General features: G+C 72.6%; 9 protein-coding genes and 1 pseudogene. 5 read left to right on the forward strand and 5 right to left on the reverse strand.

Going from position 1 to position 12,560, the window contains the following annotated elements; all coding sequences use genetic code 11:
- The first annotated feature begins 15 nt into the window (after positions 1–15).
- On the forward strand, positions 16–435 hold the full coding sequence (locus ACFYT4_RS13800; RefSeq protein WP_389268046.1) for a hypothetical protein: 420 nt from the start codon (positions 16–18) through the stop codon (positions 433–435).
- Between the two features lie 349 nt (positions 436–784).
- Positions 785–2,242, forward strand: a complete 1,458-nt coding sequence (locus ACFYT4_RS13805; RefSeq protein WP_389267875.1) for a S28 family serine protease — start codon at positions 785–787, stop codon at positions 2,240–2,242.
- 168 nt (positions 2,243–2,410) lie between these two features.
- Here the strand turns inward: ACFYT4_RS13805 and ACFYT4_RS13810 are convergent, their stop codons facing one another.
- The gene (locus ACFYT4_RS13810; protein ID WP_389267877.1) at positions 2,411–3,085 is read right to left on the reverse strand and encodes a hypothetical protein; all 675 of its coding nucleotides are present in this window, start codon (positions 3,083–3,085) and stop codon (positions 2,411–2,413) included.
- A 251-nt stretch (positions 3,086–3,336) separates the two neighbouring features.
- Entirely contained in the window at positions 3,337–5,175 is a 1,839-nt protein-coding gene (locus tag ACFYT4_RS13815; protein ID WP_389267879.1) for a glycoside hydrolase family 3 protein, read from the reverse strand.
- 375 nt (positions 5,176–5,550) lie between these two features.
- Here ACFYT4_RS13815 and ACFYT4_RS13820 point away from each other — a divergent pair.
- A pseudogene (locus ACFYT4_RS13820) lies at positions 5,551–5,808 on the forward strand (EamA family transporter); the annotation flags it as partial.
- Here ACFYT4_RS13820 and ACFYT4_RS13825 read toward each other — a convergent pair.
- The 3 genes from ACFYT4_RS13825 to ACFYT4_RS13835 all read right to left on the reverse strand — a co-directional run bounded on the left by ACFYT4_RS13825 (position 5,693) and on the right by ACFYT4_RS13835 (position 9,358).
- Positions 5,693–6,481, reverse strand: coding sequence for a sugar phosphate isomerase/epimerase family protein (locus tag ACFYT4_RS13825; RefSeq protein WP_389268048.1), 789 nt, complete (start codon positions 6,479–6,481; stop codon positions 5,693–5,695). The pseudogene ACFYT4_RS13820 and the gene ACFYT4_RS13825 sit on opposite strands and share 116 nt — an antisense overlap.
- Before the next feature lie 98 nt (positions 6,482–6,579).
- The gene (locus ACFYT4_RS13830) at positions 6,580–7,524 is read right to left on the reverse strand and encodes a GNAT family N-acetyltransferase (RefSeq protein ID WP_389267881.1); all 945 of its coding nucleotides are present in this window, start codon (positions 7,522–7,524) and stop codon (positions 6,580–6,582) included.
- Positions 7,525–8,245: 721 nt separating this feature from the next.
- Positions 8,246–9,358 (reverse strand): LacI family DNA-binding transcriptional regulator, encoded by a 1,113-nt coding sequence (locus tag ACFYT4_RS13835; protein WP_389267883.1) that lies wholly within the window; start codon positions 9,356–9,358, stop codon positions 8,246–8,248.
- A gap of 491 nt (positions 9,359–9,849) precedes the next feature.
- Between ACFYT4_RS13835 and ACFYT4_RS13840 the strand changes: the two genes are divergently transcribed.
- The gene (locus tag ACFYT4_RS13840) at positions 9,850–11,001 is read left to right on the forward strand and encodes a Gfo/Idh/MocA family protein (RefSeq protein ID WP_389267885.1); all 1,152 of its coding nucleotides are present in this window, start codon (positions 9,850–9,852) and stop codon (positions 10,999–11,001) included.
- Complete coding sequence (locus tag ACFYT4_RS13845; RefSeq protein WP_389267887.1) at positions 10,998–12,542, forward strand: dihydrodipicolinate synthase family protein; 1,545 nt, start codon at positions 10,998–11,000, stop codon at positions 12,540–12,542. The genes ACFYT4_RS13840 and ACFYT4_RS13845 overlap by 4 nt, the downstream gene beginning before the upstream one ends.
- The last annotated feature ends 18 nt before the right edge of the window (positions 12,543–12,560 follow it).

Genomic DNA, 12,560 nt, shown 5'->3' on the forward strand with positions numbered 1-12,560 from the left:
GGGACACCGTCCCGGCTGCCGGCCCTCGTTCTGGCCGTGGCCGCGTTCCTCCTGGCGGGGCCCGGCGCGGGCCCGGTCGCCGCCGCTCCCGTCGCCTCCGTCTCCCGGCACGGTGAGCCGGCCGGGGCACCGGACTCCGTCGGTGCCTTCGCGCTCTGCTCCGGACGGCATCTGAAAACGGTCGGATTCGCCACCGGCGAGGTGCGCGTCTACCGGAACCGGCAGTCGGCCTGTGCCGTCACGGTCGCCAAGAGGCCCGGGGCCCGGCGGGCGATGGTGGTCTCCATCCAGGCGCGCGGTGGCCGGGCCGTCGTCGAGAAGGGGCCCTTCCGCCGCCAGGCGGGCCCGGTCTCCGTATTCGCCCTCAACCGCTGTGTCCGCGCCTCCGGTTCGGTCGCCGGGGTCGGCCGTTCGACCGGCTGGATCTCCTGCTGACGGCGCGGGAAGCCGCGGGAAGCCATGGGAAGCCATGGAACGGCCGTGGACAGGGGCCGCGAGGGCCACGGGAACACGGGACGACACGACGCCGGGGGCCGGGCCGACGGGCCGGGGCGGGGGCGCGGTTCGGGGCCGACCGGTGTCCGGGCAGGGCGCCGGTCCCGGGGGCGGTCGGCGGGCGCGGGCGCGGTTCCGGGAGGCCCGGCGCGGGTTCCTCCGCATAGGCCGTTCTTGTCCGCCGCCCGGTGTTCGCTTCTGTGTACGCGCGGCCCGACCGGGTCTGGCGGCCGGGGTGCCGCGGCGCTAGGTTCGCGGCGACCCACAGAAGGAATGCAGGGGAGGGTTCATGCGCAAGGCGCTCAGAGGAGTGCTGTCGCTCGCGTTGCTCATCGGCACCGCGAGTGCGACCGGAGCCACGGCCAAAGCGGCCACCGCCGCGGGGCCGGAGCCCGGCGGCAACACCCGTGCACCGGCGACGGTGGACATCAAGGACCGGCTTCTCGCCATCGAGGGCATGAGCCTGTTAGAGGAGAAGCAGACTCCGGGATACAGGTTCTTCATCCTCGAATACACCCAGCCTGTCGATCACCGGAACCCCCGGAAGGGGACCTTCCAGCAGCGGCTCACCGTGCTGCACAAGGACACCAGCCGCCCGACCGTCTTCTTCACCTCCGGTTACGGGCTGAACGTCAAACCGCGCCGCAGCGAGCCGACGGCCATCGTCGACGGCAACCAGGTGTCCCTGGAGTACCGGTACTTCACTCCCTCCCGGCCCGCCCCGGCCGACTGGTCCGCCCTCGACATCCGGCAGGCCGCCGCCGACCAGCACCGCGTCCACACCGCGCTGAAGCGGATCTACGACAGGAAGTGGCTCGCCACCGGGGGCTCCAAGGGCGGTATGACCGCCACCTATTACGAGCGCTTCCACCCGGGTGACATGGACGGTGTCGTCGCTTACGTCGCCCCCAACGACGTGAAGGACGACGAGGACTCGGCGTACGACCGCTTCCTCTCCCGGGTCGGTACGAAGGAGTGCCGCGACCGCTTGAACGCCGTACAGCGCGAGGCTCTGATCCGCCGTGAGCCGATGAAGAAGCTGTACACGCGGTACGCGGCGGAGAAGGACTACACCTTCAACACGGTCGGCTCCATGGACCGGGCGTTCGAGGCCGTCGTGCTGGACTACACCTGGGCGTTCTGGCAGTACAGCCCGGCCGCCGACTGCGCGACGATCCCGGCCGCGGCGACCGCGACCGACCAGGAGCTGTGGGACACCGTCGACACGATCTCCGGCTTCTCGTACTACACGGACCAGGGCCTCGAACCGTATACGCCGTACTACTACCAGGCCGGTACGGAACTGGGCTCACCGGACATCGAGCAGCCCCACCTCAAGGGCCTGAGCCGGTACGGGTACCAGCCGCCGCGGAACTACGTGCCGCGGGAGATCCCGATGCGCTTCAGGAAGCAGGCGATGAAGGACATAGACCGGTGGGTGCGGCACCACGCCACCCGGATGATGTTCGTCTACGGCGAGAACGACCCCTGGGGAGCGGAGCGGTTCCGCCTCGGCGGGGGCAGCCGGGACAGCCATGTCTACACCGCGCCCGGTGCCAACCACGGAGCCGATGTGGCGGATCTGGTCCCCGACGAGCGGGCCGCCGCGACGGCCGCGATCCTGACCTGGGCGGGCGTCGCCCCGGCTGCCGTCCGGCAGGACGAGTCGAAGGCCGGGCCGCTGGCCGGGTTCGACGCGAGGCTCGACCAGAAGGACATCGAGCGGGGTCCGACCCTGCGCCCGTAGGCACGCGGGACGACGGCGTCGCTCTAGAGCGCACCGCCCTTCCGTCCGCCCGCCCGTCCTTTCCGTCCGTCCTTTCCGTCCGTGCGCGTGTCCGCCGGGCGGGCGGGAAGGCGGGCGGGAAGGACTGACGGGCAGGCGATCGGCCGGACCGGGGTCTGACGGACCGATTCATCCGGTGGGTTCCGGAGCCCGTTCGGCGCTTTTCCCGGCGGCATCCCCGGGCGGCCGGACGTGGTGGGCGCAGCCCACCGGCCTGTCGCCGCGGAGCCGCACATACAGATCCGTCGACGTGGGGCACTGCGCCTTCCTCGCCACCGCCGACCCGATCCGGAAGGCCGGGGGCCGTTTGCCCGAGCCGTCGCAGGCCGTCTCCTTCACCCGTCCGCCGCCCGCGTCGTAGACGCAGTCACCGGTGACGGTGTGCGGGCCGCCGCCCCCGCCGGGATCGCCCGGATGCGGCGGTTCCAGATTGCGCATGCAGGCGTATCCCTGGCCGACGATGCCGTCGCCGTCCTCGTCGGTGGTCACCCGGCTCTCGGAGATGTGGAGCACGAAGTCCGTGTCCACCGGGCAGGCGGGTCCGGTCGCGGGGCGTCCGCCGTGCCGGGCGAGCACCCGGGCGACCGCCTTCTCACTGGTGCAGGGCACCTCGCGGAAGCTCTTGCCGCGTGAGCCGCAGTCGCCGGTGCCGAGGAAGACCGAGCCGTGTCCGGTGCTCGGGGAGACGGGAGGGGACGGGGTCGCGGACGGCGTTCCACCGGTGTCCCGACAGCCCGTGGCGAGCAGCACCAGGATCAGCAGCGGGCCCAGTACCCGTACCCCTGTTGCTCGTGATGCTCCCATCGCGCCAGCAACTCCTGTGGACCGCCGCCGTGCCATACGGACCCCCGTCGTGCACCCGGCCGCCCGGCCGGTGGGACCAGGGTGGCCCGCCGGAGCGGACCACGCCAGCCGCGCCGGGTGGCCGGGGGCCGGATGACGGAGTGTCAAGGTGACGCATGACCGGTTTGCCTACGCCAGCTGTACGACACTCCGTCCGCGTGGGTCGGTTGTACGCTCCCGGCGAGGTCAGGCGTACGAGACCTTTCCGCGCGTCAGTCGTCGTACTCCAGGCCGTGGCCGACCGGGAACAGCACCCGCGACGGGTCGTCGGCGCGCTGGATGGGCACGGGCAGCCGTCCCTCGGGCTCGACGCGGCCCGCGATCACCCGGGTGGCACTCCGGACCTCGTTGCCCGTCCAGCCGTACGACGCGAGCGCGGCGGCGACACCGTCGAGCCGGGCGATGTCGTACGGGTTGCCGATGTGCAGCGCGACGACCGGGACACCGGTGGCGACCAGCCGGGCGACCAGCGTGCGCTGGGTGCTGGTGGCCGAGACGTTCTGGGTCGCCACGACGATGGCGTCCTTGCCGCTCGCCGCCGCCACGGCCTGGTCGATCAGCGCCGCGGTCGGAGCCTCGCCCCGGGGGGTGGGCAGTTCGGTCGCGGTGAAGCCCAGTCCGTTGAGGGTCGAGGCGATGACCTCGGTGGTCCAGGACTCGGTGTCGTTCGGACGCGGCGGGTTCGCGCCGACGACCAGGACGTTCTTCTGCCTGCGCCGGTGCAGGGGCAGGGTGTTGTTCCTGTTGACGAGGAGCGTCGTGGTCTTCTCGGTGATCTCCTCCGCGAGCGCGAGGTGCCTGCGGTTGCCGACCACCCGGTCGATCCTGCCGACGTCGATCAGCGGGTCCTTCAGCAGCCCCACCTTCTGCTTGATCCGCAGAAGGCGCAGGATCGATTCGTCGAGGCGCGCCTCGGTCAGCTCGCCGTTGCGGACGGCGTCCCTGACGGCGTTCCAGGCGACGGCCAGGTTCTGCGGGAACAGAAGCTGGTCCACACCCGCCTTCAGCGCGAGTACGGGGATGCGCTCGTCGCCGTACTTGACCCGGACACCGCGCATATTGAGCGCGTCGGTCACGATCAGCCCGTCGAAGCCCAGTTGCTCCCGCAGGATCCCGGTGATGATCGGCCGCGAGAGCGTGGCCGGGTCGTTGCTCGGGTCCAGCGCGGGGATCTGGATGTGCGCGGTCATGATCGAGTCGACCCCGGCGGCGATGGCCGCCCGGAACGGCGGCGCGTCGAGCCGGTTCCACTCCTCGCGTGTGTGCGTGATGAGCGGGAGGTCGCTGTGGCTGTCGGTGCCGGTGTCGCCGTGGCCGGGGAAGTGCTTGACGCACGAGGAGACACCGGCGCTCTGGTAGCCCGTGAGCTGGGCGGCGACCAGTGCCGCGGCGGTGTTCGGGTCCGAGCCGAAGGAGCGGATGCCGATGACCGGGTTGGCCGGGTTGATGTTGACGTCCGCGACGGGCGCGTAGTTCTGGTAGACGCCGGTGGCGGCCAGTTCGAGTCCGGAGATACGGCCGGCCGTCCTGGCGTCACGGCGGGAGCCGCCGGCTCCCATGGCCATCGCGCCGGGGAACTGCGTCGCGGGCGGGCCCAGGCGCTGGACGATGCTGCCCTGCTCCTGGTCGATCGAGAGCAGCACCGGCACGGGTGAGCGCTGGGCGGTGGCGACGGTCTGGATGGCGTTGGACATCTCGCCGAGCTGGCGCGGGCTGACGATGTTCCGCGACCAGCCGAAGTAGATGATGCCGCCCAGGTGGTACTTGGCGACCAGCTCCGCCGCGCTGCGGACGCCCAGGAGGCTCAGGTTGTCATTGACGTCGCGCTCGGCCGGGTCGGTGGCGGAGGATCCGAAGACATAGGTGGAGAAGAGCTGGCCGACCTTCTCCTCAAGGGTCATGCGGTCGATGATCTGCTTCAGCGGACGGTCGCTGATCGCGCGTTGCTGGGGGGTGCGCGCGAGTGCGGGGGTGGCGCCCGCGGTGACGGCAGCCGTGGCGACCGCGGTCGCGGTCAGGAGAGTGCGTCTGGAAAGGTGCTGGTCGTTCATGGGGGAGTGCTCCTTCCGGCCTTGCTGGCAAGGGAGTTGAAGGAAAAGCCCGATAACCCGTGGGCAGCCCTGAAAATAACTGCCAGATCGTGAAGAGGGCAATAAGACCCGCGCGCAAAAAACTACGAGGTCACCGGCATGTAGGTGATGACTCTGGCGGAGATTGTGAAGATTGTGGAAGTTATGGGGATGGGGTGGTGTGGACCTGTTGAGTAATGGTGTGGACCACTTGGTGTGGACCACTGGAGGGTGCGTGTGGCCGTACGGGTCTCCCTGCCCGTCTCCCGTCCGTCACCGCGTCCGTCCCCGGCCCGTCACCGTGCCCGTCGTCCGCTCGTCACCGTGCCCGTCTCCGGCCCGTCACCGCGTCCGTGGCGTCAGGCCGCCGCGTCCGCCGTCGCGCCGTTCTCGCTGCTCGTACCGGTCTTCGGGATGTCCTCGGCGGCGCTGTTGCTGGGCGAGGCCGTCGGCCCGCTGCGGTGGGGCGCCGCGGCGCTGCTGGTCGGCGGGGTCGCGCTCACCTCGCTGTCGCGAGAAGGCGCTCCAGATGCTTCCGCCCGGGAACCAGGAGATCCGGAAGGTCCGCCGCCCCCGGATACCAGCGCTTCTCGTACTCCCAGCTCAGCCAGGTCCGCGCCGTGAGGGTCTCCAGACATCCGGCGAGCGGGAGCACACCCGCGCCGAGCGGGAGCGGCGCGAGGTCCTCGGCCGATGCCACGTCCTTGACCTGGACATAACCGAGGAAGGGAGAGAGCGAGGCATGGGTGACCGCAGGCTCCTCCCCGCGCAGCCACGGATGCAGCACGTCCCACAGCGCGCCGGCGTGCCGGTGCCCGACCGGGCCGAGGACGCGGGAGACATCGGCGCCCGACCGGTGCGAGTCATGGGTCTCCAGCAGGATCCGTACGCCGAGGCCGGCCGCGGTCTCCGCGGCGGCGCCGAGACGGCGGGCGGCCGTCGCGTCGGCGGTGTCCGGGTCCTGGTCCCCGCCGCCGGGGAAGATCCGCACATACGGCGCGCCCAGGTCGGCGGCCAGGACGAGGAGTTCACCGATCTCGTCGAGCACCGGCGCGTCGTCACCCGCCCCGCCGACCCGGGTGTAGCCGCACACGCTCAGGATCGCCACGCCCGCACGCTCGAACTCCCGCACCACGGCGGCCCGCTCGTCCCGTCCGAGCCCGGGGTGGACCGGCTCCTCGGGGTGGGCGCGCAGCTCCACGCCCTGGTATCCGGTGTCGGCGGCGAGAGCGGTCACCTCCGCCACGGGCATGCCCGGCACCCCGAGGGTCGAGAAGGCGAACGCCATCCCGTCCCCGCGGGGCGTTTGGCGGTCGTCCGGGAACGGCTGACGGTCATTCCCGCTCATCCTGCGGTCGTTCCCGGTCGTGAGGCGGTCGTTCCGGGTCATCCGGCTGATCCTTCCTGGCTCTGACGGAGCGGCAGCCGCCAGTCCTGGCCGACCAGGTCCACTCCGTACGAACGGTGCGGCTTCTCCGCGACGAGCGTGAACCCGGCCCGCTGATAGAGCCTGCGCGCTCCGGCGAGTACGTCGTTGGTCCACAGCACGACTTCCCGGTACCCCACATCACGCGCGAAATCCACGACCGACCGGACGAGCAGATCACCGAGGCCGTGACCGCGCGCCTCCGGCTCGACGAGCAGCAGCCGCAGGCGGGCGGTGGCGGGCGCGTCGTCCCGTACGCACATCACCGAGCCCACCGGACGCCCGTCCAGCTCGGCGATCCACACCCGCTCCAGGTGCGGGTCGTGGTCCTGGGCGAAGTCGGCGACGATACGGGCGACCAGGCCCTCGAAGTCGGCGTTCCACCCGTATTCGGCGGCGTAGAGGGCCCCGTGGCGCTGCACCACCCAGCCCAGCTCGCCGGGCCCCGGGTCGCGCAGTACGGGACCCTCGTGCGGAACGGGCCGGGTGTGGCCCAGGGTCTCGCGCACGGTCCGCATCGCCTCCACGAGCCGCGCTCTCCGTTCCTGCGGCACCTCGGCGATCAGCGTGCCCACGGCCTCCCGCGACCGCTCGTCGAGCAGCGCGGCCGCCTCGCGCCCCCTGGGCGTCAGGGTGATCCGCTGCCGTCGTGTGTCCGCCTCGGACGGTCCCCGGTCCACCAGCCCGTCCCGCTCGAACTTCGCCAGCAGCCTGCTCAGATACCCCGCGTCCAGCGACAGCTCCGCCCGCAGGTCGGCGGCGTCGGTACGGGGGCTGTGCGCCAGCTCGTACAGCACCCGGGACTCGGTGAGGGTGTACGGCGTGTAGAGGTGCCTGCCGTAGTCCAGTGCACCGATGAGATTGGTGTAGAAGCGGTTGAACGCGCGGATTTCCTGGATCGGCATGGTGGTCGGCTCACTCCGTACCTGTGTCCCGAAATACCTTTGACTCAGTCAAAGGTATGAGTCCGCTGCCGTGTCCGCAAGGGGCGGGGTGTGCGGGTGCGGGTGTGCGGGGTGCGTGCGGTCGACGGGTCCATGGCGGTCACTCCCTGCCCGTCCGATACGGAGGACGGAGGAGCAGCCCGGTACCGGTCAGGCGATCGGTCCCGGGTTCGGCGCCGGGCTGCAGGGGGCGCGCCGGGTAGGCGCCGCGGGCGGGCGGAACCGCGCCCGGCGGCGGCACTTTTCGGGCGGGGGCGGGGCGGGGACCTCGGGAGAAGCAGCCCTCGCCGGCTCCGGGACTCCTTCAGGTTCCGTCGGTTCCGGGGCCGCCCCGCGCGGGACCGGACCGGGCGCCCGCGGGAGTACGGGCCACAGGGCGCCGCCCCGCGCCCGGCGGCGGGAGCCCCGGGCGGAACCGGGCCGGGATGGGGACCCCGGGTGCGGGAGCCCGGGCCGATGGGGTGCTCGGAGTCGTACGGAAACTAGGGCGTTTCTGATGGGTCAGGCTGGGTCGGTGAGCGGGGTCTGGTGCCGTGGATCGCAAGGCGGAGGATGGGGGTACCTCCCGGGCGAAGCTCCGGGGGAGAGCCACTGCGGTGGGGGTACCCCCGTGCCCGCAGGGCCACGGGGGCGAGGCGCGGTACCAGGGCACGCGATCCCAGCAAGATCCGTCAGAAGCGCCCTAGCGGCGCGGGGGAGCCGTCGAAGACCGTGCCATGAGGTCCGCCGCGATCGTCGCGACACCGCCCGGCGGTGGCTCCTCCCTGTCCATCGCCAGCCGTCCTGCCCGCGCCCCCGCCTCGGCCAGCGGCAGTCGTACCGTCGTCAGCGCGGGAACCGCGTCCACCGAAAAGGGCAGGTCGTCGAAACCGGCCACGGAGACGTCGTCCGGGATCCGCAACCCGTGGTCCCGCAGCGCCGCGCACGCGCCCAGCGCGACCGTGTCGTTCGCGGCCACGATCGCCGTGAGCCCCGGCTCCCGCCGCAGCAGTTCGCGCGTCCCGTCGTAACCGGAACGGCGCGCGTACGGCCCGTGGACCGTCAGCCGGTCCCCGTCCTCCTCGATGCCCGCCGCGGCGAGCGCCGCCCGGTGGCCCTCCAGCCGGTGCCGGGTCGTGGTGCGCCCGGCAGGCCCGGCGAGATAGCCGAACCGGCGGTGCCCGAGCGCGACCAGATGCTCGGTGAGCCGCCGTCCGCCCCCGCGGTTGTCGAAGGCGAGCGCGGCGTGGATGACATCGCTGCCCGGCCCCGGCAGGGGCGGCCTGCCGCACAGCACCACCCGCGTGCCGGCGTCCGCGATCCTCGCCAGCTTCGCGGACACCGCGGCGACATGGGCCGGGTCCTCCAGCGCCCCGCCGGTCAGCACGACCGCCGCCGCGCGCTGCCGCTGAAGCAGTGTCAGATACCTCAGCTCGTGGTCCGGCGAACCGCCGGTGTTGCAGACGACCGCCAGCTTCTCGCCGCCCGCCCGTGGCGAGCCCCGGTGCGGTGCGCCCGACTGCCCCGGGCCTCCGTGTCCCGCGCCCGGCCGCCCGCTGATCTCGGTCTGCGCGGCCCCGGCCATGATCCCGAAGAAGGGGTCGGCGATGTCGTTCACCAGGATGCCGACCAGGTCGGACGTGGCGGCGGCCAGAGAACTCGCCGGGCCGTTGAGCACATAGTCCAGGTCGTCGACCGCCCGCAGGACCCGCTCCCGCGTCGATGCCGCCACCGGGTAGTTGCCGTTGAGTACACGGGAGACGGTGGCCGGGGACACCCGGGCACGAGCCGCGACATCCGCCAGGGTGACTGTCATGGCTTTCCTCCGCGGGAACTGGCCGGGACCCTTGTCCGTGCCGCTGGCGGCAGGCTAGCGTCCCCTGGCGTGGAAAGCGCTTGCTGTTCTGCCGGTCCCGCACCGGGACGCCCACGGTCACCAGGAGCACCACAGTCACCACGGACGGACCCGCCCCAGGGACCCGTCCGCCGATCGATCCGCGATCCCGTCCGCCATACCGCACGCCGTCGCACCGCCCGTGGATCCCACGGGCGGCGCCCCCCGCACGGCATCCCGCACCCGCCCGCCTGCCCACCGGTTCGCGCGCGGATCACCGGCCCACCCGCCACCGCAGCAGCCCCCGCCGGTCCCGCGGCCCGTACGTCCCCCTTCCCGGCGCCCGCCCACCGTCCCGTCGATCCGCGAACCCGCCCGTCCCTCGATCCGCGAACCCGCCATCGGCCGGGCAGGCCCGCAGGGCCGACACGACCGGTGAAACCGGCGCGACCAGCGAGACCGGAGGCAGCTTCATGACACGCAGGACCGTGCGGATCGCCATGAACGGCGTCACCGGCCGGATGGGCTACCGCCAGCATCTGGTGCGCTCCCTCCTCGCCATCCGTGACCAGGGCGGACTCGATCTCGGCGACGGCCGGACCCTGTGGCCCGAGCCCGTCCTCGTCGGCCGCCGCGCACCCGCGCTGCGCGCCATCGCCGAACGCCACAACCTCCCGCACTGGACGACCGACCTCGACGCCGTGCTCGCCGACAAGACCGTCGACGTCTACTTCGACGCCCAGGCCACCTCCGCTCGCGTGACCGCACTCGGGCGCGCGATCGCCGCGGGCAAGCACGTCTACGCCGAGAAGCCGACCGCGACCGATCTCGCGAGCGCCCTGGAACTGGCACGTCTCGCCGACGCCGCCGGCATCCGCCACGGTGTCGTCCAGGACAAGATCTTCCTGCCGGGCCTGCTGAAGCTGAAACGCCTCGTAGACGGCGGCTTCTTCGGCGAGATCCTCTCCGTGCGCGGCGAGTTCGGCTACTGGGTCTTCGAGGGCGACTGGCAGGAGCCCCAGCGCCCTTCGTGGAACTACCGCGCCGAGGACGGCGGCGGTATCACCGTCGACATGTTCCCGCACTGGGCGTACCTCCTCGGCGAACTGTTCGGCCGGCTGACGTCCGTGACCGCCCTGGTGACGACGCACGTCCCGCGCCGCTGGGACGAGGACGGCCGGCCGTACGCGGCAACCGCCGACGACGCCGCGTACGCCATCCTCCAACTCGAGGGCGGAGCCGTGGCCCAGCTCAACTCCTCCTGGGCGGTACGGGTGATGCGCGACGAACTCGTGGAGTTCCAGGTCGACGGAACCCACGGCTCCGCCGTCGCCGGTCTTCGCCGCTGCCGCGCCCAGCACCGCTCCGCCACCCCCAGACCGGTGTGGAACCCGGATCTGCCCGCCACCGAGCCGTTCCGCGAGCAGTGGCAGGAGATCCCGGACAACGGCACGTTCGAGAACGGGTTCAAGGCCCAGTGGGAGCTGTTCCTCCGCCATGTCGCCCTGGGCACGCCGTACCAGGGGGATCTGCTGGCGGGCGCCCGCGGTGTGCAGCTCGCCGAACTCGGCCTCAGATCGGCCGCCGAGGGCCGCCGTATCGACGTACCGGAGCTGACGCTGTGACCATCCACCTGCCGGGCCCCGACGGCACCCTGCGGGTCCATGTCCCGCGCGCCGAGCCCGCCCGGTACGGGACGGGGGGCCCGCTCCGTACCCGTACGGTCTTCGCCGCCGCGCACGTCGTCGCCGATCCCCGCGCCGACACCGGCCGCCCCGACGCGCCCGCCGCCGTCGACTGGGACGCCACACTCGCCTTCCGCCGCCACCTGTGGTCGTACGGACTGGGCGTGGCGGAGGCGATGGACACGGCCCAGCGGGGCATGGGCCTGGACTGGCCGGCCGCCGCCGAACTCATCCGGCGCTCCGCCGCCGAGGCGAGGGCCGTGGGCGGTCGCATCGTCTGCGGGGTGGGAACGGACCAGCTGACTGGTTCCGTTGGCCCCGGCGACCTCTCCGCCGTCCGCCGCGCCTACGAGGAACAGCTCGCCCTCGTCGAGGAGACGGGCGCCCGGGCCGTCCTGATGGCGTCCCGCGCGCTCGCCGCCGCGGCCCGCACCCGGGACGACTACCTCGATGTGTACGGGGAACTGCTGCGGCAGGCGGCCGAGCCCGTCGTCCTGCACTGGCTGGGCCCGATGTTCGACCCCGCGCTCGCCGGCTACTGGGGCGGCTCCGATCGTGTCGCCGCCGCGGACACCCTGCTGGAGGTCGTCTCCGCGCACCCCCGGAAGGTCGACGGGGTCAAGATCTCGCTGCTCGACCCGGACCACGAGATCGCCCTGCGGCGACGGCTCCCCGCCGGCGTACGGTGCTACACCGGCGACGACTTCCACTATCCGGAGCTCATCGCGGGCGACGGACACGGCTTCAGCCACGCCCTGCTCGGCGTCTTCGACCTGCTGGCTCCCCTGGCCGCGCACGCCGTACGGACGCTGGACGAGGAAACCTCGCGCGGCGAGGCCACGGCACATGCCGCGGATTCCGCCCAAACCCCGGATTCCGCGCACGCGCCGGCCGCCAGGGGTCCGGCCGCCGCACCGAATCCCGTGAACGGCTCGGGTCCGGCGCCCGCCCCACGTCCAGCGGGTGCCACAGGCGGGGCGGGTCCAGCGGGCGCCGCGGAGGCGGCCGCTCCAGACCCGAAGGGCGCCGAGAGCACCGCGGAGGCGTCCCGCCGGCCCGGGGCGGCCGGTGGGACGAGGGCCCCCGGCCGGGGAGCGCGCCGGGATGAGGGAGCGCCTCCTCCCGGCCCGGCGCCCACTCCGGCTCCCGCGGCTGCCGTGCGTGCCGAACACGGCGCGGATCACGCCGGTGCCGTCGCCGGCACCGGGGGGTTCCGCGCGCTCCTGGACCCGACCGTCGAGCTCGCCCGTCATCTCTTCCAGCCGCCCACCCGCTACTACAAGACCGGCGTGGTGCTGCTGGCCTGGCTGGCCGGCCATCAGTCGCACTTCACCATGGTCGGGGGACTCCAGTCGGCCCGCTCGCTGCCGCATCTGGCCCGGGCGTACGAACTCTCCGACGGCCTCGGCCTGTTCCCCGACCCGGCGCTGGCCGAGGCCCGGATGGCGTCCCTTCTCACGGTGTACGGAGTCGACCGGTGAACGGCCACCGCCTCGACC

The sequence above is a fragment of the Streptomyces sp. NPDC004609 genome, from assembly GCF_042873655.1.
Lineage (GTDB): Bacteria > Actinomycetota > Actinomycetes > Streptomycetales > Streptomycetaceae > Streptomyces.

Bases quoted from the DNA above. Each gene is read 5' to 3' on its own strand.
- ACFYT4_RS13835 (WP_389267883.1), bottom strand. From the start codon at position 9,358: ATGACAGTCACCCTGGCGGATGTCGCGGCTCGTGCCCGGGTGTCCCCG.
- ACFYT4_RS13840 (WP_389267885.1), top strand. From the start codon at position 9,850: ATGACACGCAGGACCGTGCGGATCGCCATGAACGGCGTCACCGGCCGG.
- ACFYT4_RS13825 (WP_389268048.1), bottom strand. From the start codon at position 6,481: ATGGCGTTCGCCTTCTCGACCCTCGGGGTGCCGGGCATGCCCGTGGCG.
- ACFYT4_RS13815 (WP_389267879.1), bottom strand. From the start codon at position 5,175: ATGAACGACCAGCACCTTTCCAGACGCACTCTCCTGACCGCGACCGCG.
- ACFYT4_RS13810 (WP_389267877.1), bottom strand. From the start codon at position 3,085: ATGGGAGCATCACGAGCAACAGGGGTACGGGTACTGGGCCCGCTGCTG.
- ACFYT4_RS13830 (WP_389267881.1), bottom strand. From the start codon at position 7,524: ATGCCGATCCAGGAAATCCGCGCGTTCAACCGCTTCTACACCAATCTC.
- ACFYT4_RS13805 (WP_389267875.1), top strand. From the start codon at position 785: ATGCGCAAGGCGCTCAGAGGAGTGCTGTCGCTCGCGTTGCTCATCGGC.